Annotated in this window: 24 protein-coding genes, 1 pseudogene and 2 riboswitches; of the genes and pseudogenes, 16 read left to right on the top strand and 9 right to left on the bottom strand. The window is 70.5% G+C overall.

Features of this window, described 5'->3' with window-relative positions:
- Nucleotides 1-144: 144 nt before the first annotated feature.
- From ACYQ1L_RS13545 to ACYQ1L_RS13525, 5 genes are read right to left on the bottom strand one after another with little or no spacing between them, the layout of a single operon-like run.
- Nucleotides 145-1344, bottom strand: a complete 1200-nt coding sequence (locus ACYQ1L_RS13545) for a cysteine desulfurase family protein (protein ID WP_460004609.1) — start codon at nt 1342-1344, stop codon at nt 145-147.
- On the bottom strand, nt 1341-2213 hold the full coding sequence (gene nadC / locus ACYQ1L_RS13540; protein WP_460004608.1) for a carboxylating nicotinate-nucleotide diphosphorylase: 873 nt from the start codon (nt 2211-2213) through the stop codon (nt 1341-1343). Before nadC ends, ACYQ1L_RS13545 begins: the two co-directional genes overlap by 4 nt.
- Nucleotides 2210-3760 carry an L-aspartate oxidase gene (nadB, locus tag ACYQ1L_RS13535; RefSeq protein ID WP_460004607.1) on the bottom strand — a complete coding sequence of 517 codons (1551 nt, stop codon included), beginning with the start codon at nt 3758-3760 and terminating at the stop codon, nt 2210-2212. The genes nadC and nadB overlap by 4 nt, the downstream gene beginning before the upstream one ends.
- Nucleotides 3760-5079, bottom strand: coding sequence for a quinolinate synthase NadA (gene nadA, locus ACYQ1L_RS13530; RefSeq protein ID WP_460004606.1), 1320 nt, complete (start codon nt 5077-5079; stop codon nt 3760-3762). The genes nadB and nadA overlap by 1 nt, the downstream gene beginning before the upstream one ends.
- Nucleotides 5076-5837: an NUDIX hydrolase gene (locus tag ACYQ1L_RS13525; RefSeq protein ID WP_460004605.1), complete on the bottom strand. Its 762-nt coding sequence runs from the start codon at nt 5835-5837 to the stop codon at nt 5076-5078. The genes nadA and ACYQ1L_RS13525 overlap by 4 nt, the downstream gene beginning before the upstream one ends.
- Before the next feature lie 107 nt (nt 5838-5944).
- Between ACYQ1L_RS13525 and ACYQ1L_RS13520 the strand changes: the two are divergent.
- A pseudogene (locus ACYQ1L_RS13520) lies at nt 5945-6691 on the top strand (DUF817 domain-containing protein); the annotation flags it as partial.
- On the opposite strand, the gene ACYQ1L_RS13515 reads toward ACYQ1L_RS13520, so the two are convergent.
- Nucleotides 6679-6819 carry a hypothetical protein gene (locus ACYQ1L_RS13515; RefSeq protein ID WP_460004604.1) on the bottom strand — a complete coding sequence of 47 codons (141 nt, stop codon included), beginning with the start codon at nt 6817-6819 and terminating at the stop codon, nt 6679-6681. The pseudogene ACYQ1L_RS13520 and the gene ACYQ1L_RS13515 overlap by 13 nt on opposite strands.
- A gap of 36 nt (nt 6820-6855) precedes the next feature.
- A riboswitch (glycine riboswitch) is annotated at nt 6856-6949 on the top strand.
- A gap of 1 nt (nt 6950) precedes the next feature.
- Nucleotides 6951-7055: riboswitch (glycine riboswitch) on the top strand.
- A 54-nt stretch (nt 7056-7109) separates the two neighbouring features.
- Here ACYQ1L_RS13515 and gcvT point away from each other — a divergent pair.
- The 8 genes from gcvT (at nt 7110) to ACYQ1L_RS13475 (ending at nt 16822) form a co-directional block, all read left to right on the top strand.
- Entirely contained in the window at nt 7110-8216 is a 1107-nt protein-coding gene (gene gcvT, locus ACYQ1L_RS13510; RefSeq protein WP_460004603.1) for a glycine cleavage system aminomethyltransferase GcvT, read from the top strand.
- Nucleotides 8213-8590: a glycine cleavage system protein GcvH gene (gene gcvH / locus ACYQ1L_RS13505; RefSeq protein ID WP_460004602.1), complete on the top strand. Its 378-nt coding sequence runs from the start codon at nt 8213-8215 to the stop codon at nt 8588-8590. Before gcvT ends, gcvH begins: the two co-directional genes overlap by 4 nt.
- Nucleotides 8591-8646: 56 nt before the next feature.
- Nucleotides 8647-11463 carry an aminomethyl-transferring glycine dehydrogenase gene (gene gcvP / locus ACYQ1L_RS13500; protein ID WP_460005825.1) on the top strand — a complete coding sequence of 939 codons (2817 nt, stop codon included), beginning with the start codon at nt 8647-8649 and terminating at the stop codon, nt 11461-11463.
- Between the two features lie 218 nt (nt 11464-11681).
- Nucleotides 11682-12530, top strand: coding sequence for a peptide ABC transporter substrate-binding protein (locus tag ACYQ1L_RS13495; RefSeq protein ID WP_460004601.1), 849 nt, complete (start codon nt 11682-11684; stop codon nt 12528-12530).
- A gap of 183 nt (nt 12531-12713) precedes the next feature.
- Complete coding sequence (locus ACYQ1L_RS13490) at nt 12714-13640, top strand: ABC transporter permease (RefSeq protein ID WP_460004600.1); 927 nt, start codon at nt 12714-12716, stop codon at nt 13638-13640.
- Nucleotides 13633-14574, top strand: coding sequence for an ABC transporter permease (locus ACYQ1L_RS13485; RefSeq protein WP_460004599.1), 942 nt, complete (start codon nt 13633-13635; stop codon nt 14572-14574). Before ACYQ1L_RS13490 ends, ACYQ1L_RS13485 begins: the two co-directional genes overlap by 8 nt.
- Complete coding sequence (locus ACYQ1L_RS13480; RefSeq protein WP_460004598.1) at nt 14571-16244, top strand: dipeptide ABC transporter ATP-binding protein; 1674 nt, start codon at nt 14571-14573, stop codon at nt 16242-16244. Before ACYQ1L_RS13485 ends, ACYQ1L_RS13480 begins: the two co-directional genes overlap by 4 nt.
- Nucleotides 16245-16249: 5 nt before the next feature.
- A complete protein-coding gene (locus ACYQ1L_RS13475) occupies nt 16250-16822 on the top strand; it encodes a PH domain-containing protein (RefSeq protein WP_460004597.1) in 573 nt (190 codons plus the stop codon).
- A 194-nt stretch (nt 16823-17016) separates the two neighbouring features.
- Here ACYQ1L_RS13475 and ACYQ1L_RS13470 read toward each other — a convergent pair whose 3' ends face one another.
- Both ACYQ1L_RS13470 and ACYQ1L_RS13465 read right to left on the bottom strand, forming a co-directional pair.
- Nucleotides 17017-17856, bottom strand: a complete 840-nt coding sequence (locus tag ACYQ1L_RS13470) for a type IV toxin-antitoxin system AbiEi family antitoxin (RefSeq protein WP_460004596.1) — start codon at nt 17854-17856, stop codon at nt 17017-17019.
- Between the two features lie 358 nt (nt 17857-18214).
- A complete protein-coding gene (locus tag ACYQ1L_RS13465) occupies nt 18215-19012 on the bottom strand; it encodes a CPBP family intramembrane glutamic endopeptidase (RefSeq protein ID WP_460004595.1) in 798 nt (265 codons plus the stop codon).
- A gap of 117 nt (nt 19013-19129) precedes the next feature.
- On the opposite strand from ACYQ1L_RS13465, the gene typA reads away from it, so the two are divergent.
- A complete protein-coding gene (gene typA / locus ACYQ1L_RS13460) occupies nt 19130-21040 on the top strand; it encodes a translational GTPase TypA (protein ID WP_460004594.1) in 1911 nt (636 codons plus the stop codon).
- Between the two features lie 114 nt (nt 21041-21154).
- Here typA and ACYQ1L_RS13455 read toward each other — a convergent pair whose 3' ends face one another.
- A complete protein-coding gene (locus ACYQ1L_RS13455; RefSeq protein ID WP_460004593.1) occupies nt 21155-21703 on the bottom strand; it encodes a helix-turn-helix domain-containing protein in 549 nt (182 codons plus the stop codon).
- Between the two features lie 65 nt (nt 21704-21768).
- Between ACYQ1L_RS13455 and ACYQ1L_RS13450 the strand changes: the two genes are divergently transcribed.
- The 6 genes from ACYQ1L_RS13450 to ACYQ1L_RS13425 all read left to right on the top strand — a co-directional run bounded on the left by ACYQ1L_RS13450 (nt 21769) and on the right by ACYQ1L_RS13425 (nt 26175).
- Nucleotides 21769-22509 carry an AzlC family ABC transporter permease gene (locus ACYQ1L_RS13450; protein ID WP_460004592.1) on the top strand — a complete coding sequence of 247 codons (741 nt, stop codon included), beginning with the start codon at nt 21769-21771 and terminating at the stop codon, nt 22507-22509.
- The gene (locus ACYQ1L_RS13445; RefSeq protein WP_460004591.1) at nt 22506-22820 is read left to right on the top strand and encodes an AzlD domain-containing protein; all 315 of its coding nucleotides are present in this window, start codon (nt 22506-22508) and stop codon (nt 22818-22820) included. The genes ACYQ1L_RS13450 and ACYQ1L_RS13445 overlap by 4 nt, the downstream gene beginning before the upstream one ends.
- Before the next feature lie 9 nt (nt 22821-22829).
- Nucleotides 22830-23291 (top strand): histidinol dehydrogenase, encoded by a 462-nt coding sequence (locus ACYQ1L_RS13440; protein WP_460004590.1) that lies wholly within the window; start codon nt 22830-22832, stop codon nt 23289-23291.
- A 9-nt stretch (nt 23292-23300) separates the two neighbouring features.
- Nucleotides 23301-23621 (top strand): ferredoxin, encoded by a 321-nt coding sequence (gene fdxA / locus ACYQ1L_RS13435; protein ID WP_045251441.1) that lies wholly within the window; start codon nt 23301-23303, stop codon nt 23619-23621.
- Nucleotides 23622-23625: 4 nt separating this feature from the next.
- Nucleotides 23626-24738 (top strand): succinyldiaminopimelate transaminase, encoded by a 1113-nt coding sequence (dapC, locus tag ACYQ1L_RS13430; protein WP_460004589.1) that lies wholly within the window; start codon nt 23626-23628, stop codon nt 24736-24738.
- Between the two features lie 141 nt (nt 24739-24879).
- Nucleotides 24880-26175, top strand: a complete 1296-nt coding sequence (locus ACYQ1L_RS13425) for a citrate synthase (RefSeq protein WP_460004588.1) — start codon at nt 24880-24882, stop codon at nt 26173-26175.
- Nucleotides 26176-26201 lie beyond the last annotated feature (26 nt).

Below are 26201 nucleotides of genomic sequence, written 5' to 3'. Positions count from 1 at the left end.
CCGTGTCGGAAAGCCCCGAGGGATGTCGGCGCGTCGGGAGCGGATCCGGGCGGATCCTGTCGCGACACGCGGTCCCTCCGCCGATTTCCGACGGCAGGAGAAGTGCTCCGCTACGCGCGCACCGCCGCCATGGCGTCGTCTCCGCTACGCGCGCACCGCCGCCACCGCGTCGGCGACGAGGGCCGCCAGCCGCTCCGGAGTGTCGCCCGCGAGCCCCGCGCGACCGAGCGTGAACCGCACGGAGGTCTGGGCGATCGCGGGCGGGAGGCCGCAGGCGAGAAGCACGTGCGAGGGCTCGTCGCTGCCGGCGGCGCACGCCGATCCGCTGGACGAGACGACCCCGCGGCGCTCCAGCTCCAGCAGCACGGACTCGCCGGAGACCTCGGGGAACACGAAGCTCGCCGTGCCCGGCAGCCGTCGCACCGGGTCGCCGGTGAGCCGCGCGGACGGCACCGCGGCCAGCACCCCGGCGATGAAGCGCGCGGATTCGGCGCCGACCCGGGCGGCGACCTCCTCGCGCTCTGTCTCGGCGAGCTCCAGCGCGGTCGCCAGCGCCACGGCGCCGGCGACGTTCTCGGTGCCGGACCGCCGACCGCGTTCCTGCCCGCCGCCGTGCACGAGCGGCTCGAGGGGCACCCGCCCGCGCACGGCGAGGGCGCCGATGCCCTTGGGGGCGCCGAGCTTGTGCCCGGCGATCGTGATCGCGTCGGCGCCGAGGCCGGCCAGGGGGAGCCACCCCGCGGACTGCACGGCGTCGATGTGCGCGGGCACGCGCGCCGGCGCCGCGGCGGCGACGATCCCCGCGACGTCCTGGATCGTGCCGATCTCGTTGTTGGCGTGCCCGACCGAGATCAGGGCCGTGCCGGGGCGGATCGCGGCGGCCACCGCGGCGGGATCCACCCGCCCGGCGCCGTCCACGTCGATGAACGTCGAGGCGACGCCGTGGAAGCGCTCGAGGTAGTGCACCGATTCGAGGATCGACTCGTGCTCGATCGGGGTCGTGATGATGTGCGTCCGCGCATGGTCGGTCTCAGACGGCCGCCCGTCCACCGTCGCGGCGCCCGGCCGCGCGGCCCCCGCGAGCGCCGCGAGCACGATCCCCTTGACGGCGAGGTTGTTCGCCTCGGTGCCGCCGGCGGTGAACACGATGTCTCCGGTGCGCATGCCGAGCACGCGCGCGACGCGGGCCCGGGCATCCTCCAGCGCGGCGGCCGCGGATTCGCCGACCGTGTGGTGGCTGGACGGGTTGCCGAAGTCCCGGGTGAGGAACGGCGCCATCGCCTCGAGCACCTCTCCGCGCAAGGGCGAGGTCGCTGCGTGGTCGAGGTACAGGGGAGCGGTCATGGCCCGTCGATCCGGACGTCGAGCCCGAGGTCGAGGGCACGTGCGGAGTGCGTGAGGGCCCCCACCGAGATGACGTCGACCCCGGTGCCGGCGATAGCGCGCACGGTGTCGAGGTTCACCCCGCCCGACGCCTCCGCGGTGGCACGGCCACCGATGAGGGCGACGCCCGTGCGCAGGTCGTCCAGGGAGAAGTTGTCCAGGAGCACCGTGTCTGCTCCGCCCTCCAGGACCGCGGGGATCTGGTCGAGCCGGTCGACCTCCACCACGACGTGCGCGGTGTGCGGCAGCGTCGCGATGGCCTCACGCAGCGCCGTCGCGACGTCGCGGTCCCCGCGCGTCAGGACGGCGAGGTGGTTGTCCTTGGCCATCACGGCGTCCGAGAGCGAGAAACGGTGGTTGCGCCCGCCGCCGGCGACCACAGCGTGCCTTTCGAAGGCGCGCAGCCCCGGAGTGGTCTTGCGGGTGTCGGCGATCCGCACCTGCTTCCCGTCCGGCCCCGCGCCGTCGACCGCGGCGACGTACGCGGCGGTGAGCGTCGCGATGCCGCTGAGGCGCTGGGTGAAGTTCAGCGCCACCCGCTCGGCGGTCAGCACGCTCCGCGCGGCCCCTGTGACGGTCGCGAGCACGTCGCCGGCCTCGAAGGCGTCGCCGTCGGCGAAGTGCAGGTCGACGACGGTCGCCGGATCCGTGAGCCGGAAAGCCGTCGCGAACACGTCGCCGCCGGCCAGCACGCCCGGCTCCCGCGCGACGAGATCGGCGGTCGCCGCGGCATCGGCGGGCAGCAGCGCGGTGCTGGTCAGGTCGCCCCAGGGGGCGTCCTCCTCGAGGGCGGCGCCGACGACGCGGTTCAGGACGGCGGGGGTGATCATCGGGCTCCGATCAGGGCAGGGGAGGGTTCGAGGTGGTGGGCGCCGACCGAGACCGGTCGGGCGAGGGCGGCCGCGGTCATCGCCTCCGCGATGAGCAGCAGGTTGCGGTCTTCCACGCCGGTCCTCGTCGGTGCGGCGGAGGCGTGCCACCCGCGGATCGTGGTGAGGGCCTCGGTGAGCCCTTCGGCCGTGCGCAGCGGGCCGACGTGGTCCCACATGAGCTCCTGCAGCGCGGGACGGGAGAACGGACCGGGGGTCCTCCGGTCACTGAGCTTGTCGAAGTGATGCGGCGAAGCCCCTTCGACCAGCTCAGGGACCGGGTGAGGCTCAGGGACCGACTGCAGGATCTGCCCGTCAAGGGTCGGCCAGGGCTTCCCGAGCGCTGCGGCGGCCCTGGCACCGAACACGGCGCCCTCGAGCAGCGAGTTCGACGCCAGGCGGTTCGCGCCGTGCACACCGGTGCGAGCGCACTCGCCGACGGCGAACAGGCCGGGCAGGGTGGTGCGCCCTGCGGTGTCGGTGACGACGCCGCCCATGAGGTAGTGCGCAGCCGGGGTCACCGGGATCGGCTCGCGCGCCCAGTCGAAGCCGCGCTCGCGGGTCACCCGGTCGATCGTCGGGAAGCGCGCGGCCAGCCGGCCGGCGCCGAGCGCTGTGGCATCCAGGCGCACCGGCCCGCCCTGCGCGGCGGCGCGGCGCACGATGGCCCGGGCCACGACGTCGCGCGGCGCGAGCTCGCCGTCCGGGTGCGCGTCGAACGCGAACCGGCGGCCCTCGTCGTCGATGAGGATCGCGCCCTCACCGCGCACGGCCTCGGAGATCAGGAACGCCGGCCCATCCGAGGCCAGGATCGTCGGGTGGAACTGCACGAACTCCAGATCCGCGACGGCGGCTCCGGCGCGCAGCACCGCGGCGATCCCGTCGCCTGTGCAGACCGCGGGAGCGGTCGTGTGCTGGAACAGCTGCCCGGCGCCGCCCGTCGCGAGGATCACCGCGTCTGCCGGGACCTCGTCGATGCGCCCGCCCACGAGGATCCGTGCGCCGCGCACGGCTCGGCCCGAGACCACGAGGTCGACGAGCACCGCGTGCTCGCGGACGGGGATCCCTGCCTCCCGCACGCGCGTGCACAGGGCCGCGGAGATCGCAGCCCCGGTGGCGTCGCCGCCTGCGTGCGCGATGCGCGCCGCCGAGTGCGCCGCCTCGAGCCCGAGCCGCAGCTCCCCTGCCGCGTTGCGGTCGAAGGGCACGCCGCGCGCGACGAGCTCGGCGATGCGCCCGGCCGCGTCGCCGACGAGCACCTCCACGGCGGCGGGGTCGGAGAGGCCCGCGCCCGCGGTGAGGGTGTCCTCGGCATGCGCGGCGGGGGAGTCGCCCGCCCCGTACGCGCCCGCGATCCCGCCCTGGGCGAGCGCGGTCGCGCCGTCGCCGAGCGCGTCCTTGACGGCCACCTCGACGCGGTGGCCGGCCTCGTGGGCATGCAGCGCAGCCGTGAGACCGGCGATCCCGCCGCCGATCACCAGCACGCTGAGCCCGCCGCGGGCGCTCATCAGGCCCCTTCGACGGGCTCGGGGACCGCCACCGGGGGCTTCGCGGCGAGCATCCGCTCCAGGGCGATCCGTGCGGGGTCCGCGACGTCGGCCGGCACCGTGATGCGGTTCGGGGTGCGGCCCGCGACGAGCTCCTCGAGCACCCAGGCCAGGTAACCCGGGTGGATCCGGTACATCGTCGAGCACGGGCAGACCACCGGATCCAGGCAGAAGATCTCGTGCTGCGGGTACTGCGCGGCGAGCCGGCGGACGAGGTTGATCTCGGTGCCGACGGCGAAGGTCGTGGGCTCCGTGGCGGCGGCGATGGCCTTGCGGATGTAGTCGGTGGATCCGGCGGCGTCGGCCGCGTCCACGACCTCCATCGGGCACTCCGGGTGCACGATCACGCGCACGCCGGGGTGCTCTGCGCGGGCCTGCTCGATCTGGGCGACCGTGAAGCGGCGGTGCACCGAGCAGAACCCGTGCCACAGGACGACGCGTGCCTCCTGCAGCTCCGTGGCGGAGGAGCCGCCCAGCGGGCGGCGCGGGTTCCACATCGGCATCTGCTCCAGGGGCACGCCCATCGCCTTGGCGGTGTTGCGCCCCAGGTGCTGGTCGGGGAAGAAGAGCACCCGCCGACCGCGGGCGAACGCCCACTCGAGCACCGTGCGCGCATTCGACGAGGTGCACACGATCCCGCCGTGCCGGCCCACGAAACCCTTGATCGCGGCGGACGAGTTCATGTACGTCACCGGGACCACCGGGACGAGGCCGTCCTCATCCGCCACGTCGAGCGGCCCGTACACTTCGGCGAGCTGCTCCCAGCACTCCTCGACCTGGTCGATGTCGGCCATGTCCGCCATCGAGCAGCCGGCCGCGAGGTTCGGCAGGATCACGGCCTGGTCGGCGCCGGAGAGCAGATCCGCGGTCTCCGCCATGAAGTGCACGCCGCAGAACACGATGGCCTCTGCATCCGGATGCTCCTTCGCGGCCGTCGCGAGCTGGAACGAGTCGCCCACGTAGTCCGCGTGCTGCACGACCTCCTCACGCTGGTAGAAGTGGCCGAGTACGACGACGCGCTCGCCGAGGGCCGCCTTGGCGGCGCGGATCCGCTCGTGCAGCTCCGCCTCGTCGGCCTCGCGATATGCCGCGGGCAGCTCGCCCTGACGCGGGGCGCCGGTCGGGATCACGTCTCCCATGGAGGAACCCGGTCCGTAGCCGGGGATCGCGTCGAAGTTCCACGGACCTGCAGCGAGGTCCGTCGTGCAGGTGGACTCCGTGGAGGCGCCGGTGACGATCAGGCGCAGCGCATGGTCGACGGAGGGATCGATGAGGGTCATGACGGGCTCGTCTCGGTGAGGGTCGGGTGGGGGAGGGATCGGGTCGGGTCCGCGGTGCTGATCTCCTCGGGGGAGAGCGGCCCGCGCTCCGCGAGTTCGGCGTCGCCGGCGTCGCGGTAGAGCCGGGCGGGCCGATGGCTGCCCGTCCGGAACGCGTTGGTGGGGATGAGGGTCCGTGTCGCGTCCACCTGCCGGCGGAAGTTCGCGGGATCGAGCCGGCGGCCGAGGATGGTCTCGTACGCCTCGCGCAGGTCGGCCAGGGTGAACTCCGGCGGGAGGAAGCCCTGGGCGACGCGGCTGTAGCCGGCCTTGTTGCGCAGTCGCCACAGCGCGTACTCGATGATGTCCGCGTGGTCGAAGGCGAGCGGGGGCAGATCCTGCGCATCGAACCAGGCCACGTTCTCGGGGTCGGAGCCGACCGCGCGGGTGGCCTCCTCCTCGCGCACGAGCGCCCAGTAGACCACCGAGATCACGCGGCTCGGCGAGCGGTCCACCGCGCCGAAGGCGTACAGCTGCTCCAGATAGCTCGGCGCCAGGCCCGTGGTCTCGGCGAGGGTGCGTGCCGCTGCCACCGCCAGGCTCTCCTGTGCATCGAGCCAGCCGCCGGGCAGGGCCCAGGCGCCTTCGTGCGGGTCGCGGGTGCGGCGCACGAGAGGCAGCGCGAGCCGAGGCGCCTGGCCGCCGTCGCGGCGCAGGGTCAGGATCACGGTCGACACCGCGACGCGGATCCCGTCCTCGGGGATGGTGCTTCTGGTCATGCTGACTCTAACCTCCGATCGTCATCTTATAGTCATGGTGACACGAACTCCACCTCATTACGGCGCACTCCCAGCCGGGCGGCAGCGGCGGCCGCTAGCGTCGGGCCATGCAGCAGCCGACGCGGCTCGAAGCGCGGGTCGACGCGCGCGCTCGCCGGATCCTCGCGAGCGCTCCCTCCACCGGGGTGCGGGGCCTTCGCGTGGAGGCCGCGGTCTTCCTCGCCAAGCAGGCCTGGGCGTGCGCGTTCGGTGCGGCGCTGCTGGTGGCGATCGTGCTCGTGCGCACCCTCTACCCGGGCGATCTCGCCCTCACCCGCAACGATCTGCTCACGCTGATCGCGGTCCTCATCCAGGTGGTGATGCTCGCCACGCGCCTGGAGTCCGGCCGCGAGCTCTGGGTGATCATGCTGTTCCACGTGACGGGGACGGCGATGGAGCTGTTCAAGACGGACATCGGATCCTGGGCCTACGAAGCGGACGGCTTCCTGAGGATCGGGGCCGTCCCGCTGTTCAGCGGCTTCATGTACGCCGCGGTCGGCTCGTACATGGTGCGCGTGCACCGCCTGTTCGACCTGACCTTCCTGCGCTATCCGCCGCGCTGGGCCACCGTCGTACTCGCCGTGATGATCTATGCGAACTTCTTCACGCACCACTGGATCTGGGACGCGCGCTGGGTGCTCACGGCCCTCGTGGTCGCGCTCTGGCTGCCCACCGTCATGCACGCGCGGGTGTGGCGGCGCACGCTGCGGATCCCGCTGCTGCTGCCGTTCGCCGGGGTCGCGGTGTTCATCTGGCTGGCCGAGAACATCGGCACCGCGAGCGGTGCCTGGCTGTACCCGGATCAGGTCGGCGGCTGGCAGCCGGTGTCGCTGTCGAAGGTGTCCAGCTGGTTCCTGCTCATGATCATCTCGGTCGTGCTGGTGACCCTGGTGTTCCCGCCGCGTACGCCCGGGAACACGGCCGCGCGAAGAGGGCCGCGCACGGTAGGATGGCGCAGGAAAACTGAACACGTGGCCGCATGGTCCGCGCGGGAGAGTCCGGTGATCGCAGCCGGACACCGAAGGAGCAAGCCTCCCCGCCAATCTCTCAGGTAACCGCACCGCGCAGATCCGGCCGCTCTGAAAAGCGATTCCGAGTGAGACGACTCGGGATCCGCCGACGGTGAAAGCCCTCGCGCACGCGCGCAGGCGAAGCTCTCAGGCTCATGACAGAGGGGGAGTTCTCGGATCCGCGCGCCGCACGGATCCTCACCGATCCGCACGGGAGAGCTCCATGACAGACGCCCGCTACACGCCCCTCCGAGAGCGCCACGAGGCGCTCGGGGCTTCGTTCACCGACTTCGGCGGCTGGCAGATGCCGGTCCGCTACACGTCCGACCTGGCCGAGCACCACGCAGTGCGTCAGGCCGCGGGCATCTTCGACATCTCGCACATGGCCGAGTTCACGATCAAGGGCGTGGGCGCGGCTGACTACCTCGACTACGCGCTCGCCGGCCGCCTGTCCGCGCTGCCGGTCGGCAAGGCGAAGTACTCCCTGCTGCTCGCCGAGGACGGCGGCATCATCGACGACGTGATCGTCTACCGCCTCGGCGAAGACGACTTCCTCATCATCAGCAACGCCGGCAACCGGGATGCGGTCCGCGAGGCGCTGCAGGCACGGATCGCCGGCCGCGACGTCGCGGTCATCGACGTCTCCGACTCGTACGCGCTCATCGCCGTGCAGGGGCCGAACGCCGAGGCGATCCTCGCGGCGACCGCCGGCATCGCTGACGTCTCCATCCCCTGGGCGGAGCAGAAGTACTACGCGTGGGCCTCGGCGAGCTACCGAGGCAAGCCGCTGCTGCTCGCCCGCACCGGCTACACCGGCGAGGACGGCTTCGAGCTCCTCGTCGACGCCGCCGACGCAACGGCGCTGTGGGACGAGGTCCTCGCCGCCGGTGCCGCACACGGGCTGGTTCCCGCCGGCCTGGCCGCCCGCGACACGCTGCGCCTCGAGGCGGGCATGCCGCTGTACGGCCACGAGCTGAACCTCGAGACCAGGCCCGCGCAGGCGGGCCTCGGCCGGGTCGTGGTCGCCGACAAGGAGAGCTTCGTCGGCAAGGACGGCGTGACCCCCGCCGAGGGTGCGCGCGTGCTCGTCGGGCTCACCGCAGAGGGGCGCCGGGCCGGTCGTGCCGGCTACCCGGTCGTCACCGAGGACGGTGCGGCGGTCGGCGAGATCACCAGCGGCGCCCTCAGCCCCACGCTCGGCCACCCCATCGCCATGGCTTTCGTCGACCCCGCCGTCGCCGACGGCTCCGTCCCCCTGTTCCTCGACGTGCGCGGCACGAAGATCCCCGCCACCGTCACCGCCCTGCCTTTCTACCGGAGGAAGAAATGACCGATCTGAACACCCTGCGTTACAGCGAAGAGCACGAGTGGGTCGCCGTGGACGGCGCCACCGCCACCGTCGGGATCACCGACTTCGCCGCTGACGCCCTCGGCGACATCGTCTTCGTCGAGCTGCCCGCCGTCGGCACCACGCTGAGCCGCGGCGACGTCTTCGGCGAGGCCGAGTCGACCAAGTCGGTCTCCGAGCTCTACGCTCCCGTCGACGGCACGGTCACCGCGGTCAACGACGCCGTGGTCGACGACCCGGCTCTGCTGAACTCCTCGCCGTTCGAAGACGGCTGGCTCATCCGGGTCGAGGTCGGCGAGGGCGCCACGGACGGCCTCCTCGACCGCGACGCCTACGTCGCGCACACGGAGAAGTGAGAGTGACTGCGTTCCTCGACCGCCACATCGGCACCACCGCCGACGCCCAGCGCACGATGCTCGACGCGATCGGCATCGCCTCCGCTGCCGACGAGCGTCCCGTCGACGCACTGATGCGCGAGGCCGTCCCCGCGTCGATCCGCTCCGCCGCCGACCGCGTCAGCGTGCTGCCGGCCGCGGCGAGCGAAGCCGAGGCCCTCGCCGAGCTGCGCGCTCTGGCCGACCGCAACACCGTGAACCGGCCGATGATCGGCCTGGGCTACTACGGCACCATCACCCCGAGCGTGATCCAGCGCAACGTGCTGGAGAACCCGTCCTGGTACACCGCCTACACCCCGTACCAGCCGGAGATCTCGCAGGGCCGGCTCGAGGCGCTGATCAACTTCCAGACCATGGTCTCGGAGCTGACCGGCCTGGACACCGCCAACGCGTCCATGCTCGACGAGTCCTCCGCGGTGGCCGAGGGCATGCTGCTCGCGCGCCGCGGATCCAAGTCCGGATCGAACGTCTTCGTGGTCGACGCGGATGCGCTGCCGCAGACCAAGGCGCTGCTCGCGACGCGGGCCGACGCCGTCGGCATCGAGCTGCTCGAGCGCGACCTCGCCGGCGGTGAGACCCTTCCCGAGGAGCTGTTCGGCGTGTTCGTGCAGTACCCGGGTGCGTCCGGGCGGATCTGGGATCCGTCCGCGGTCATCGACGCCGCGCACCTCGCCGGCGGCCTCGCGGTCGTCGCCGCCGACCTGCTCGCGCTCACCCTCATCGCCTCGCCGGGCTCGCTCGGCGCCGACGTCGCCGTGGGCACCACGCAGCGTTTCGGCGTGCCGATGGGCTTCGGCGGTCCGCACGCGGGCTACATGGCGGTGCGCAGCGGGCTGGAGCGGCAGCTGCCGGGCCGCCTGGTCGGCGTCTCGCAGGACGCGGACGGCCACCCGGCCTACCGCCTCGCGCTGCAGACGCGCGAGCAGCACATCCGCCGCGAGAAGGCCACGTCGAACATCTGCACCGCCCAGGTGCTGCTCGCCGTGATGGCGTCGATGTACGCGGTCTACCACGGGCCGGAAGGCCTGAGGGAGATCGCCACGGGCGTCGCCTCGAAGGCGCGCTTCCTGGCCACGCAGCTCGAGAAGGCCGGTGCCGAGATCGTGCACGCGGACTACTTCGACACCATCACGGTTCGGGTGCCGGGGCGCGCCGACGCGATCGTGGCCGACGCGCACGCCGCCGGGATCCTGCTGAACCCGGTCGATGCGGACACCGTCAGCATCGCGACCGACGAGACCACGACGTACGAGGACATCCTCGCCGTGGCCACGGTGTTCGGCGCGGGGGAGGGCTCCTTCGCCTACATCCCGGTCACGAGCGTGCCCGCGGCCCTCGCCCGTCAGGACGAGTTCCTCACGCACCCCGTGTTCCACGCGCACCGCTCTGAGACCGCCATGATGCGGTACCTGAAGAGCCTCGCCGACCGCGACTACGCGCTCGACCGCGGCATGATCCCGCTCGGATCCTGCACGATGAAGCTCAACGCGGCGACCGAGATGGCGGCGATCACCTGGCCCGAGTTCGCGCAGCTGCACCCGTTCGCCCCCGAGGCCGACGTGCAGGGATCCCTCGAGCTGATCGACCAGCTCGAGGCGTGGCTCGCCGATGTGACCGGCTACGACGCGGTGTCGCTGCAGCCGAACGCCGGATCGCAGGGCGAGCTCGCGGGCCTGCTCGCGATCCGCGGCTACCACCTCGCCAACGGCGACGACCACCGCACGGTGTGCCTGATCCCGTCGTCCGCGCACGGCACCAACGCCGCCAGCGCGGTGCTCGCGGGCATGAAGGTGGTCGTGGTGGCCACGGACGAGCTGGGCAACGTCGACCTCGACGACCTGCGGGCGAAGATCGCTCAGCACGCCGACGAGATCGCGGCGCTCATGATCACCTACCCGTCGACGCACGGGGTGTACGAGCACGACGTGCTCGACATCACGGCGGCCGTGCACGCCGCCGGCGGCCAGGTGTACATCGACGGCGCGAACCTGAACGCCCTGCTCGGCTACTCCCGGTTCGGCGATCTCGGTGGCGACGTCTCGCACCTCAACCTGCACAAGACGTTCGCCATCCCGCACGGCGGCGGCGGCCCCGGCGTCGGCCCGGTGGCGGCGAAGGCGCACCTCGCGCCGTACCTGCCCGGGCACCCGCAGGCGCAGCGTGCCGCGCACGCGGGCGGGTACGTGTTCGAGGGCGGACCGGTCTCGGCCGCCCCCTACGGATCCGCCGGCGTCCTGCCGATCTCCTGGGCGTACGTCCGGATGATGGGCGCGGACGGCCTGCGCGACGCCACGGCAGCCGCCGTCCTGGCGGCGAACTACGTCGCGGCGCGCCTCGGCGAGCACTACCCGGTGCTGTACACCGGCGAGCAGGGCCGGGTCGCTCACGAGTGCATCCTCGACCTGCGCCCGCTCAAGGAGGCGACCGGCATCACGGTCGACGATGTCGCCAAGCGCCTCATCGACTACGGCTTCCACGCGCCCACCATGTCGTTCCCGGTCGCGGGCACGCTCATGGTGGAGCCGACGGAGTCGGAGGACCTCGGTGAGCTGGAGCGCTTCGTGGAGGCCATGATCCAGATCAAGGCGGAGGCCGACGAGGTGGCCGCCGGCGTCTGGCCGGCCGACGACAACCCGCTCGTGCACGCCCCGCACACCGCCGCGTCGCTCATCGAGGGGGAGTGGCAGCACGCCTACACCCGCGAGAAGGCGGCCTATCCGGTGCGCGCCCTCATCGCGGGCAAGTACTGGCCGCCGGTGCGCCGGATCGACAACGCGTACGGCGACCGCAACCTCGTGTGCGCCTGCCCGCCGGTGGAGGCGTTCGCGCTGTAGGCACGGCAGGATCCGCAGCCGATGAGGCGCCCCGGGGGAGCTCTCCCGGGGCGCTCCGGCGTTCCAGCGGATCTGAGACCCGGTGTCAGGTCACCAGTGAATAACGGTTAACGTCGGAGATTCGCCCGATCGGCATCGCGGCGGTTACGCTCGATTATCCCTACACACTCGATGATGAGTGTGCAGTTTGCTGTCAACGGTCCACAGGAGGACACAACGTGAAGCGCAACAAGATCGACGTGATCGACCAGATCCCGTCGTCCGCGCAGCAGACGTTCGAGTCCGACCTGGGCGACCGCGCCGTCAACCAGCCGGCCGCGATCTTCCAGTCGTTCACGATCCCGGGCAACGCCGAGCACTTCACCGGTGACGAGGGCAAGCTGCGCAAGGAGGCCATCTCGATGGCCATCGACCGCGCCGCGATCACCAAGACGATCTTCAACAACACCCGCACCCCGGCTAAGGACTTCACCTCGCCGGTCATCGCGGGCTGGTCCGACTCGATCAAGGGCTCGGATGTGCTGAAGTTCGACGCGAAGAAGGCGAAGGAGCTGTGGGCTGAGGCCGACAAGATCTCGCCGTGGAGCGGCTCGTTCCAGATCGCGTACAACTCGGACGGCGGCCACCAGGCCTGGGTCGACGCTGTGGCGAACCAGCTGAAGAACAACCTCGGCATCGACGCCTCCGGCAACCCGTACGTGGACTTCGCCACGCTCCGCAAGGACGTGAACGCCCGCACGATCAAGACCGCCTTCCGCACCGGCTGGCAGGCCGACTACCCGGCGCAGTACAACTTCCTGCAGCCGCTCTACGGCACCAAGGCCTCGTCGAACGACAGCGACTACTCGAACCCCGAGTTCGACAAGCTCGTCGCGAAGGGCGCCTCGGCGACCAGCCAGGCGGACGCCACGAAGGACTACGAGCAGGCACAGGAGATCCTCTTCAAGGACCTGCCCGCCATCCCGCTGTGGTACTCGAACGTCAACGGCGGCTTCGCCAAGGGCGTGAACAACGTCCAGTTCGGGTGGAACTCGGTTCCGCTGTACTACGAGATCACCAAGGGCTGACCGGCCCGAGGGATCACACCCGCGAGGCGGTGACGATCACGTCACCGCCTCGCGCGCTGTCAAAACAGTGCCAACCCAAAGTGTCGTGCGCGTCGAACACGTGACACGATTCTCAGTGAGGCGTCGCACCTGCACGGATCGTGCGGGCTCCCGAGGCGCCTCCTCATCTGAAAGGAGGGGCGGATGGTCGGCTACATCCTCAAACGCCTCTTGCAGGTGATCCCGGTGTTCCTCGGGGCCACACTGCTCATCTATTTCCTGGTCTTCGCCATGCCTGGCGATCCCATCGCCGCGCTCTTCGGCGACAAGCAGCCCAGCAAGCAGCTGCTCGCAGCGCTGACGGCCCAGTACCACCTGGACCAGCCGTTCATCGTGCAGTACTGGTACTACCTCACCGGCATCTTCCGGGGCGACATGGGCACCACGTTCTCCGGTCGCTCGGTCAACGACGTCCTGGCGGCGACGCTGCCGGTCACAGGACGTCTCGCGGTGATGGCGATCGGCATCGAGTTCGTGCTCGCGATCATCATCGGCACGTTCTCGGCCCTGCGCAAGGGCAAGATCTTCGACAACTCGATGCTCGTCCTGTCGCTGATCTTCATCTCGCTTCCGATCTTCGTAATCGCGTTCCTCGCCCAGTACTTCCTCGCGGTCAAGCTGCAGTGGTTCAGCCCGACGGTCGGCGGGGACAACGACTGGGGGGACCTCTGGCTGCCCGCCATCGTGCTGGGCGTGAGCCTGTACGCCACGAGCATGCGCCTGATGCGCGGATCCGTGATCGACACTCTCAACCAGGACTGGGTGCGCACCGCCTACAGCAAGGGACTGCCGCGACGGCGCGTCATCCCGGTGCACGTGCTCCGCAACTCGCTGATCCCCGTGATCACCAACTCCGCGACCAACTTCGGCGTCCTGCTCGTCGGCGCGACCGTCACCGAGGGCATCTTCAACGTGCCCGGCGTCGGCAACACGCTGTTCCACGCGACGCTGCAGCACGAAGGCCCGACGATCGTCTCCTTCGTGACGGTGTTCGTGATCATCTACGTGCTGGTCAACCTGGTGGTCGACCTGCTGTACGGCCTGCTCGACCCGAGGATCCGCTATGTCTGACACCAGCGCGACGCATTACGTCGCTCCCATCCCCGAGGGCACGATCGCGGTCGACGCGATCAAGATCGCGGAGAAGCCGTCCAACCTCTGGCGCGACGCCTGGGCGGACATCCGCCGTCGTCCGATGTTCTGGATCTCGCTCGTGATCGTGCTGATCATCGTGCTCATGGCCGTGTGGCCCACGCTGTTCACGCAGACCCCGCCGAACAGCAACTGCCAGCTGTCCAACTCCAACGGCGGTCCGACCGCCGGTCACCCGCTGGGCTTCACCTTCCAGGGCTGCGACATCTACGCGCGCACCGTCTGGGGTGCGCGCACCTCGCTGTCGGTCGGCCTGCTCGCAACCCTGATCGGATCCGTCATCGGACTGGTGATGGGCGCCCTGGCCGGCTTCTACGGCGGCTGGCTGGACTCGCTGCTCTCCCGCATCGGTGACATCTTCTTCTCGATCCCCTACATCCTCGCCGCGGTCGTGGTGATGAGCGTGTTCGCGCAGTTCCGCAACGTGTTCACCCTCGCGTTCGCGATCGGCGGGTTCGCGTGGGCCTCCACGGCTCGCGTCGTGCGCGCCGAAGTGCTGCGGGTGCGTCAGGCGGACTTCGTGATGGCGTCCCGCGCGCTCGGGAAGTCGCGGTTCGGCACGCTGCTGTCGCACGTCATCCCGAACGCGATCGCCCCGCTGCTCGTCGTCACGACGCTGAGCCTCGCCGCCGCGATCGTCGCCGAAGCGACCCTGTCGTTCCTCGGGGTCGGCCTCGGAAGCGGCACCATGAGCTGGGGCAACGACATCAGCCAGGCGCAGCAGTCCCTGCGCGTCGCGCCGATGGCGCTCATCTATCCGTCGATCGCGCTGACCGTCACGGTGCTCGCGTTCATCATGCTGGGCGAGCTCGTGCGAGACGCCCTCGACCCGAGAGCGAGGGCGCGCCGATGAGCACCACCGCTGACATGCCGCTGCTGCGCATCCGCGACCTGAAGGTCGCCTTCGACACCCAGAAGGGCTCCCGTGAGGTGCTGCACGGGGTCGACCTCGACCTGTACCGAGGCGAGACCCTGGCCATCGTGGGCGAATCCGGATCCGGCAAATCGACGACCGCGTCGGCGATCGTCAACCTGCTGCCCGGCACCGGCCACGTGACCGCAGGCAGCATCACGCTCGACGGTCAGGAGCTGACCGGGCTCACCGAGGGCCAGATGGAGAAGATCCGCGGCCGGGAGATCGGCTACGTGCCGCAGGATCCGATGTCCAACCTCAACCCGGTGTGGTCGATCGGCTTCCAGGTCAAGGAGGCGATCCGCGCCAACGGACTCGCTCAGGGCCGCAAGGAGGTCGAGGCGCGGACCATCGAGGTGCTGCAGCAGGCCGGTCTCGCCGACGCCGCCAAGCGTCTGCACCAGTACCCGCACCAGTTCTCCGGGGGCATGCGCCAGCGCGCGCTGATCGGAATCGGCCTCGCGGCCGACCCGAAGCTGCTCATCGCGGACGAGCCCACCTCGGCGCTGGACGTGACGGTGCAGCGCGTGATCCTGGATCACCTCGCCTCGCTGACGCGCGAGAAGGGCACCTCGGTGCTCCTGATCACGCACGACCTGGGTCTCGCGGCGGAGCGCGCCGAGAAGATCATCGTCATGCAGAACGGCGAGATCGTCGAGGCAGGTCCCAGCCGGGAGATCCTGGAGAACCCGCTGCACCCGTACACGAAGAAGCTGGTCGCCGCGGCTCCCAGCATCGCGTCGCAGCGGATCCAGGCCGTCCACGAGCGGCAGGGCATCGAGACCAGCGACGACATCGCCGGCATGCCGCCGACGGTCTCCGTGCGCGACCTGACCAAGGACTACAAGATCCGCCAGGGCCAGTTCCGCAGCGTCCCGTTCCGCGCGGTCGACAACGTGTCGTTCGACATCCCCAAGGGCAAGACGCTGGCGCTGGTCGGCGAGTCCGGCTCGGGCAAGTCGACCGTCGCGAAGATGGTGCTCAAGCTCGAGGACGTGACGAGCGGCTCGATCAAGATCGACGGCGTCGACACCGCGGGCCTCTCGAACCGCGAGACGCTCGCCCTGCGTCGCCGCATGCAGCCGGTGTTCCAGGATCCCTACGGTTCCATGGACCCGCTGCGCAACATCGGCAACACGATCTCGGAGCCGCTGGAAATCCACGGCGTGGGGGACACCGCCTCGCGGCGAGAGCGCGTGCTCGAGCTGCTGGACCAGGTCTCGCTCCCGCGCGAGCTCGCCACCCGGTACCCGAACGAGCTGTCCGGCGGACAGCGTCAGCGCGTCGCCATCGCGCGCGCCCTGGCGCTCAAGCCCGACATCGTCGTCCTGGACGAGGCGGTCTCGGCGCTCGACGTGCTGGTGCAGGATCAGATCCTGAAGCTGCTCGCCGAGCTGCAGAGCGAGCTCGACCTCACGTACCTGTTCATCACGCACGACCTCGCGGTCGTGCGCGTCGCGGCCGACCTGGTCTGCGTGATGGAGAAGGGCAAGCTGGTCGAGCAGGGCACCGTGGACGAGATCTTCGCCAACCCGCAGCAGGAGTACACGGAGCGACTGCTCCAGGCCATCCCGGGCGTCTCGATCACCCTGGGTGGTCGCAGCGCGTGAGCTCGATGGATCAGATGCCCGTGGGGGCGCGGACCTACCGCGCCCCCACGGGCATCGCCGTTCTCGTGGTCTGCGCGGCACTGGCGGTGTTCCTGCTCGGCGACGCCGTGGTGCGCGGCAGCTGGGGTCTCATGCTCCTGTTCGCCCCGTGGGTGCTGCTCGTGCTGTGGCTCATCTACGTGGTCAGCGTCGCGTCGATGGTGCACGTCGACGAGGAGGGCGCGAAGGTGCAGAACCTCCTTCGGCGCACCCGGTTCGGCTGGCGCCGGGTCACGGAGCTCGACCTGCGCTGGCAGCTGGACTTCACGCTGGACGACGGCCGCACGCTGGCGTGCTGGGGCGGCCCCGGCCGGATCCAGTCGCCGCGCATGAAGCGCTCCGGCGAGATCACGGTCCCGCAGAGCCTGCAGGCGCTCACGGACGTCCGCGCCCTGTGGGAGAACGCCGTGGAGCGCCCGGCCGGTCCGGCCGGGGAGGGCGCGGACGCGCCGATCCGGCGCAGCTGGGACTGGCCGGCGCTCGGTGCCCTGCTCGTGATCGTCGTCTGGGCGACCATCGCCGTCGCGGTCACCCGCTGATCCGCGCGCGCGGCGGCGCCTCAATGCGCGGCGGGGCCGGCGGGGCGTGGGTCGCCCGGCCCCGCCCTCGTTGACCGCGAGACTGCAACTGAGCGACGAGACTGCAGCACGCTGTTGCAGTCTCGTCGTGTGATTGCAGTCTCGGATCTCCCGCGGGCTCCGCGGAGCTGGGAGATATCCGGGGTATCCGTCGCTCAACGCAGAGCAAGGCGCAACGCGGCAAGCATGCCCGCGTCGGAGGGCTTGACGCGAGGGATCCCCGCCCGGAGAAGCATCGTTGTGAGCAAGTCGGGCGTACGCACCTCTGGCCAACCCCACCGCAGGTCGTTGGTCACTCGCCGGCGCAGCCGCCGTTGCCGGAGCTTCTCCGCTCGGATGATGGCCTGCGGATCCCCGAACTCTCCGGAGTACTTCACGTCGCCGTCGGATTCGCCGATCACGCCGCAGCTGCGCCAGAAGAAGTCCACGCGATCCTCCTCGCCTTCGTCCAGGAACACGACCTGCAACTCGGGCAGTTCGAAACCACCGAACTCCATGACGGCCAGACTGATCGATTCGAGTGGGCTCTCCGGGATGCCGGTCGCGCGTTCCAGCGCCCAGCGTGCCCGGGCACGAAAGCGAGACGACAGGCGTGCCTCGTTGATCGCGCGCAGGCGGTCAGTCGAGATTCGGGACTGTGCCCTCAGTAGCATGTCCGCATAGGCGAGCCCGATCCCCGGAGTGCTGTCACGCACAGCGTCGACGATGGTGTCCGGGACCGAGGTGACCAGGATCCCGTCCACGTGGCGAACGTCGCGCTCGTCGCGCGACACGACGAACCTCACCGGACCCGAGACTCGCGCGGTCCCGGTGGAACCCAGCAGATGCACGGGATCCGAGGGGCGGGACAGGCTGATACCGTACAGAGCCGCGGCTGAGTGGCCGCACACGACATGATCCGGGAAGCGAGCGCTGGCCGCGTGCACTTTCGCGAGATACTGCTGGCCTCGCTTGAGCCTCGTCCAGTTCGCCGTCGCGGCGTAGACGCCGGGCACGATCCGAGTGAGCTCGCCGCGCCGGTGCGCGTTGTGCAGCCGAGGGCCGTTCGTCGCCCCGGATGCACGGATCAGCGCGATCGGCGAGGGCTGCAGCGTCAGGGGTTCTCTCGTGCGCATGCGTCCATGGTCGGCCGGCCCGCGAACCCCCGGGCCGATCCCTACGAGAACCGTTCACATCTCACCGCCAAGCCTCATTGTTGAGGGCGCACGATCACCACCGGCTATGGCCCGCGAGACTGCAACTGAGGGACGAGACTGCCGCAGGCTGTTACAGTCTCGTCGCGTGGTTGCAGTCTCGCGGATCTGAGGCGGGATCCGGGATCCGGGATCCGGGATACCGCCGGGTCCGCGCGCCTCAGTGCGCGGGGAGGCCGAAGAGCGCGGGCCACGTGGTCGCCGCCCACGGGTAGCCGACGAACGCTGCGGCGTCGATGAGGAAGTGCGCCACGAGGAACGGCAGCAGCCGCCCGGAGCGCAGGAACAGGGCGCCGAACAGCAGCCCCATCCCGAGGTTGCCGATGAACGCCCCCGGGCCCTGGTAGAGGTGGTACGTCGCCCGCAGCGCGGACGTCGCCAGCACGATGGTCCACGGCCCCCAACCGAGCTGTCGCAGCCGAGCGAACAGGTAGCCGAGCACGACGAACTCCTCCTCAGTGGCGGCGCGCGCAGCCGAGAGCAGGAGCACGGGGATCGTCCACCAGTACGCGCTCTGCGCACCCGGATCCACGGCCACGAAGAGGCCGGTCAGCCGGCCCGCGATGTAGAGCCCCAGCCCGGGGACGCCGATGGCGAGCACCAGAACGGCGCCCCACCCGGCGTCGCGGCCGACGCGGCGCCCGTCCAGGCCGAGTGCGCCCAGGTGCGGCCGCGTCGGCAGCCACAGCAGGAAGCACACCAGCAGCACCGGAACCACGGAGAAGCCGATCCCGAGCAGCTGGTAGACCAGGTCGAACACCTGCCGGTCGGAGAGCGCGGGATTGAGCGTCGCGGTCTGCTGCGCCAGCGGCGTCGAGCGTGAGAAGCGGTCGACGAGTTGCACCACGGAGTACACCGCGGACTGCCCCAGCCCGAGTGCGAGCACGATCGCGATCTCCCACCGGAGCCGCCTCCGCGACGGCGCATCCGGCGGGGGCGGGGGCAGAGCGATCCTCATGCGTCGAGCGTACGGCGGAGCCGTATGGATCCGTCGCGCAGAGGCCGTCCAGGTGCGGTGTTGTATCCTGAAGAGTCCGGAATCCCGGGCGAAACCCCATCTGCATTGGATTCCTTCATGGCGCACGCCCTCCGTTCCGATCTCCGCAACGTCGCCATCGTCGCGCACGTCGACCATGGCAAGACCACGCTCGTCGACGCCATGCTCCGCCAGACCGGATCCTTCGGCGAGCACGCGCACGTCGAGGAGCGCGCCATGGACTCCAACGACCTGGAGCGTGAGAAGGGCATCACGATCCTCGCCAAGAACACGGCGATCACGTACAACGGCAAGCACACCGACACTCCGATCACGATCAACGTGATCGACACCCCGGGCCACGCGGACTTCGGCGGCGAGGTGGAGCGCGGTCTGTCCATGGTCGACGGCGTCGTGCTGCTCGTGGACGCGTCCGAGGGCCCGCTCCCGCAGACCCGCTTCGTGCTGCGCAAGGCGCTCGAGGCGAAGCTGCCGGTCATCCTGCTGGTGAACAAGACCGACCGCCCCGACGCGCGCATCGCCGAGGTCGAGGAGGAGGCCCACGACCTGCTGCTGGGCCTCGCCTCCGACCTTGTGGACGACGTGCCCGACCTCGACGTGGACGCGCTGCTCGACGTCCCGGTGGTGTACGCCTCCGGCCGCGCCGGCGCCGCCTCGCGCACCCGCCCGGACAACGGCGCGCTGCCCGACAACGACGACCTCGAGCCGCTGTTCGAGGCCATCCTCGAGCACGTGCCGGCCCCGGCGTACGACGACGAGGCTCCGCTGCAGGCCTGGGTCACCAACCTCGACTCCTCGCCGTTCCTGGGTCGACTCGCGCTCCTGCGCGTCTTCAACGGCACCCTGAAGAAGGGCCAGACCGTGGCGTGGGTGCGCGGCGACGGATCCACCAGCAACGCGCGCATCACCGAGCTGCTCAAGACGAAGGCGCTCGAGCGCTTCCCGGCGGAGTCGGCCGGCCCGGGCGACATCGTCGCCATCGCCGGGATCGAGAACATCACGATCGGCGAGACGATCGCGGATCCGGAGGACGTGCGTCCGCTGCCCGCCATCACGGTCGACGACCCGGCCATCTCGATGACCATCGGCACCAACACCTCGCCGCTCATGGGCAAGGTCAAGGGGCACAAGCTCACCGCGCGCATGGTGAAGGACCGCCTCGACCGCGAGCTCATCGGCAACGTCTCGATCAAGGTCGTCGACATCGGCCGTCCGGACGCCTGGGAGGTGCAGGGCCGCGGCGAGCTCGCGCTCGCGATCCTGGTCGAGAACATGCGCCGCGAGGGCTTCGAGCTCACCGTCGGCAAGCCCCAGGTGGTAACGAAGAAGATCGACGGCAAGACGTACGAGCCGTTCGAGCACCTCACGATCGACACGCCGGAGGAGTACCTCGGCGCGATCACCCAGCTCCTCGCGAACCGCAAGGGCCGCATGGAGAACATGACCAACCACGGCACCGGCTGGGTGCGCATGGAGTTCATCGTCCCGTCCCGCGGCCTCATCGGCTTCCGCAGCGAGTTCCTCACCACGACGCGCGGCACCGGCATCGCGAACGCGATCTCGCACGGTTACGAGCCGTGGGCCGGTCAGATCACGACCCGCCAGAACGGCTCCATCGTGGCCGACCGCGCGGGTGTCGTCACGCCGTTCGCGATGATCGCCCTGCAGGAGCGCATGTCGTTCTTCGTGCAGCCCACCGAAGAGGTCTACGAGGGCATGGTCATCGGCGAGAACTCGCGTGCCGACGACATGGACGTGAACATCACCAAGGAGAAGAAGCTCACCAACATGCGCTCCTCCACGGCGGACAACTTCGAATCCATGACGCCGCCGCGCGTGCTGACGCTCGAGGAGAGCCTCGAGTTCGCCCGCGACGACGAATGCGTCGAGGTCACGCCCGAGAAGGTGCGCATCCGCAAGGTGATCCTGGACGCGACCGTCCGCGGCCGCGAGGCCTCGCGTCTGAAGCGTCAGGACGCGAACGCGTAACCCGCGCACTCCTCTTCCTCGAGACCCCCACCTGCCGCCGAGACCCCCACGGATCCGCGGATCTGCGTGGGGGTCTCGGCGCTGCGTGGGGGTCTCGGCGCTGAGCGGCGCGGGTCAGCGCAGCTCGGAGATGAGCACCGCGGAGGTGCCGGCCTCCAGCGCCTCGAAGACGTGCCCGGCGTCGCCGGGGTAGGAGAGGTAGTCGCCGGGGCGCAGCTCCACGGCCTCGTCCGCCGGGCCGACCAGCGCGCGGCCGCCGATGAGCACGACGTGCTCGGTGGTGCCGACGTGGTGCGGCTGCGAGCGGCGCGGCTCCCCGGGTTCCGCCTGGATGATGTAGATGTCCCGGCGCGCCCCCGGGGGGCAGGCGGCGACCAGCGTCGCCACGTAGGGCGCGGCGGCGGACGGGACGCCGGCGTGCTCACCGGCGCGGATCAGGGTCGGCGCTGTGGTGCGCTCCTCGACGAACGCCGCGAAGGGCAGCCCCAGCGCGTCCGCGATCGCCCACAGCGTCTCCACGCTCGGACCGGTGGATCCGCTCTCCAGCTGGGACACGGTCGCCTTGGACACGCCGGCGCGGCGTGCGAGCTCGGAGACCGAGATCCCGGCAGCCTCCCGCTCGCGCCGCAGGGACCGGGAGATGCGCTCGCGGAGATCGTCCATGCGGCCAGTATCCCAAACGATCGTTCGCCTTGACAAACACTTATCTCGTGTTCAGAATGATCGTCATGCGTTCAGAGGGGCGAACGATCGGCGAGGACGACGCCACCGCGGAGGTCCGCACCGCCCGCAAGGAGGCACTCGGCGTCGCGCTCGCGACGAGCGCCTACGGGATCTCCTTCGGCGCACTCGCCGTGGCCAGCGGCTTCGACGTCTGGCAGACCTGCGTGCTGAGCCTGCTCATGTTCACCGGCGGATCCCAGTTCGCCTTCGTCGGCGTCATCGGCGCGGGCGGCCTCGCCGCCGCGCCGGCCGCGATCGCATCGGCGTTGCTGCTCGGCGTGCGCAACGTGGCATACGGGATGCGGATGTCGCCGGTGATCGGCCGTGGTGCGCTGCGGCGTGCGGCGGCCGCGCCGTTCACGATCGACGAGTCGACCGCGGTCTCGCTCGCGCAGACGTCGCCGCGGGCGCGCACCGTCGGCTTCTGGGTGACTGGCCTCGGCATCTACGCCGGCTGGAACCTGACGACCCTGCTCGGAGCGCTGCTCGGCGACGTGCTCGGGGACCCGAAGACCTACGGGCTCGACGCCGCTGCGGCGGCGGCGTTCCTCGCCCTGCTGTGGCCGCGGCTGCGCCGGCGCCAGGCGATCGCCGTGGGGATCGCCGCCGCGGCCGTCGCCACCGTGCTCACTCCCGTGCTGATCCCGGGGCTGCCGGTGCTCGTCGCGGCGCTCGTCGCGATCGTCGTCGGCTGGTTCAACTGGCTGGGGCGGAAGGACGCGCCCACGGGGGAGGTGCCGGCATGACGCTGTGGAACGCCGTGCTGCTCGCGGCGATCGGCTGTCTCGCGCTCAAGGGCGCCGGCTATCTGGTGCCGGCCTCGGTGCTGGAGGCTCCCCGTCCTGCGCGCATCACCGACCTGCTCACGGTCGCCCTGCTCGCCGCGCTCGTGGCGGTGCAGAGCCTCGCCTCCGGGCAGCACATCGTCGTGGACGCCCGGGTGCCCGCGGTCCTGGTGGCGGCGGGGTTGCTGTGGCTGCGGCAGTCGTTCCTCGTCGTCGTCGTCGCCGCGGCCGTCGTCGCCGCTCTCCTCCGGCTCCTGGGATGGGCCGCGTAAGCTCGAGACGTGCGTGGATCATGGCTCAACCGGGCGCTCTCGTGGGTGGCGCTGTTCATCGTGGGCGCCGTCTTCGGCCTGGCCACCACGGTCACGCACGCCTCCTCCCTCTGGGGTGCGGGCTGGGCCGGTCTCGCCCTCGGCGTCGTCGCCTGCGGCGGGATGCTGCTCGCCGTGCGTCTGCTGCTGCATGATCGCTGGGGCGCGCTGATCACGGGGCTGGGCATGCTGGCCGGGATGATCGTGATCTCCGGGCGCGGCCCGGGTGGATCGGTGATCGTGCCGAACGATGTGCTGGGCGTGGTCTGGACCTGGACCGTCGCCGGAATGGTGCTGCTCGTGGCCGCCTGGCCCGATTTCGGCCGTATCCGCCGGATCCAGCAGGAGCAGGCGGCCCGTGCGGCGCAGCAGCAGGCGGCCGGCGCCGCGCAAGAACCGCACGCGCGAGAGGGCTCCGCCGACGGGTCGTAGACTGGATCCGTGACCTACGTGATCGCTCTTCCCTGTGTCGACGTGAAGGACCGCGCCTGCGTCGACGAGTGCCCTGTGGACTGCATCTACGAGGGTGAGCGTTCCTTGTACATCCACCCGGACGAGTGCGTGGACTGCGGTGCCTGCGAGCCGGTCTGCCCGGTCGAGGCGATCTACTACGAGGACGATCTCCCCGAGGAGTGGGCCGACTACTACAAGGCCAATGTCGAGTTCTTCGACGAGATCGGATCCCCCGGTGGTGCCGCCAAGGTGGGCGTGATCCACCACGACCACGCGATCATCGCCGCGCTGCCGCCGCAGGGCGAATAACGGCATGTCCGTCCGCGACCTCTCCGACTACCCCTGGGACGCGGTCACCCCGTTCCGCGAGCGCGCCGCCGCCCACCCGGACGGCATCGTGGACCTCGCGATCGGATCCCCGGTGGATCCCACGCCTGAGATCATCCGCCGCGCGCTCTCCGAGGCGACCGACGCGCACTCCTACCCGCAGACGGTCGGCACTCCGGCGCTGCGGGAGGCGATCGTCGAGTGGTACGCGCGGCGCCGCGGAGTGCCCGACCTGCGCGTGGACAACGTGATGCCGACGATCGGCTCGAAGGAGCTCGTCGCGCTGCTGCCGACGCTGCTCGGGCTCGGCCCCGGCGACATCGTGGTGCAGCCCCGGGTCGCCTATCCGACGTACGCCGTCGGTGCCCAGGTCGCCGGCGCGACCGTGGTCAGCGAGGACGACCCGGCGCGCTGGCCGGAGGGCGCGAAGCTCATCTGGATCAACACCCCGGGCAACCCGGACGGACGCACCTGGACGGTCGACGAGCTGGCTGCGGCCGTGCGTCGTGCGCGCGAGCTCGGCGCGACCCTGGCGAGCGACGAGTGCTACGCCGAGCTCGGGTGGGACGGGCCGTGGGCCACGGAACGTGTGCCCAGCGTGCTGGATCCGCGCGTCACCGGCGGCACTCGTGCGAACCTGCTGAGCGTCTACTCGCTGAGCAAGCAGTCGAATCTCGCCGGCTACCGCGCCGCGTTCGTCGCCGGGTGCGCTCGCATCGTCGGGGAGATCCTCACCGCTCGCAAGCACCTCGGACTGATGCCGCCCGCCCCCGTCCAGCACGCGATGGAGGTGGCGCTGCGCGACGACGAGCACGTGGCCGCGCAGAAGGAGCTGTACCGCCGCCGCCGGGAGGTGCTGCGCCCCGCGCTCGTCGAGGCGGGCTTCCGCCTCGACGGCTCCGAGGCGGGCCTTTACCTGTGGGCGACCGAGGGGCGCGACGCCTGGGAGTCGATGGGACGGCTCGCCGACCTCGGCATCCTGGCCGGCCCCGGACCGTTCTACGGCGACCACTCGGCTGAGCACGTGCGTCTGTCGCTCACGGCGCCGCTGGAGCGCATCCAGGCGGCTGCCGGCCGTCTCCGTGCCAGCGTTTCGTAGGGTTCCGCACCCGTTCGCGCCGCAGTCTTGGTCGTTTTCACAGTAGGTCCGGACGGGGGATAGGCTGTAGCAGCGTCGCGATCCGCGCCCACCGGCACCGATCGCACATCCCCCAATCGACAGACGCATGAGGAGGTCTGCGTGAGCGCAGCGGGCGAGCGGCCTACGAAGGCGACGCTGACAGTAGGCGAGACGACCGCGGAGTTCCCGGTCCTGCACGGCACGGACGGGCACGCCAGCATCGACTTCTCCACCCTCACCCGGCAGACCGGCCACACCGGGCTGGACTACGGGTTCGTGAACACGGCGTCGACGAAGTCGGCGATCACGTTCATCGACGGAGACCAGGGGATCCTGCGCTACCGCGGGTATCCGATCGAGCAGATCGCGAACGCCTGCAGCTACCTCGAGGTCGCCTGGCTGCTCATCTACGGCGAGCTTCCCACGCCCGCCGAGCTGGCCGAGTTCGACGAGAAGATCCGCCGCCACACGCTGCTGCACGAGGATCTCAAGCACTTCTTCCAGGCGCTGCCCGACAACGCGCACCCGATGGCGGTGCTCTCCTCCGCGGTCGCGGCGCTCTCGACCTATTACGAGAACGAGTCCGATCCGCACAACCGCGAGCACGTCGAGCTGAACACGATCCGGATGCTCGCCAAGCTCCCGGTCATCGCGGCCTACGCGCACAAGAAGAGCATCGGCCAGGCGTTCCTGTACCCGGACAACTCGCTGAGCTTCGTGGACAACTTCCTCAAGCTCAACTTCGGCGTGCACAGCGAGCCGTACGAGATCAACCCGGTCATGTCCAAGGCGCTCGAGCTGCTGCTCATCCTGCACGAGGACCACGAGCAGAACGCGTCCACGTCCACCGTGCGCCTGGTCGGCTCCACCGGCGCGAACCAGTTCGCCTCCATCTCCGCGGGCATCCAGGCGCTCTCCGGCCCGCTGCACGGCGGCGCGAACGAGGCCGTGCTCACGATGCTCGGGCAGATCCGCGACTCGGGTCAGAGCATGCAGCGCTTCGTGGAGCGCGTGAAGAACAAGGAAGACGGCGTGAAGCTCATGGGCTTCGGGCACCGGGTCTACAAGAACTACGACCCGCGCGCCAAGCTCGTCAAGGCCGCCGCGGACCAGGTGCTCGCCGAGCTCGGCGTCACCGACCCGCTGCTCGACCTGGCCAAGGAGCTCGAGGAGATCGCGCTCGCCGACGACTACTTCCGGGAGCGCCGGCTCTACCCGAACGTCGACTTCTACACCGGCGTGATCTACAAGGCGATGGGCTTCCCCACGCGGATGTTCACCGTGCTGTTCGCGATCGGCCGTCTGCCCGGGTGGCTGGCGCAGTGGCGCGAGCTCAACCTCGATCCGCAGACGAAGATCGGCCGTCCGCAGCAGCTCTACACGGGCTCGCCGGAGCGCGAGTTCCGCCGGAACTGAACCCGGCCCGGTGACGCGCGGATCCT

The sequence above is a fragment of the Microbacterium xylanilyticum genome (assembly GCF_054654695.1).
This window is presented reverse-complemented; position numbering and strand designations above follow the sequence as displayed.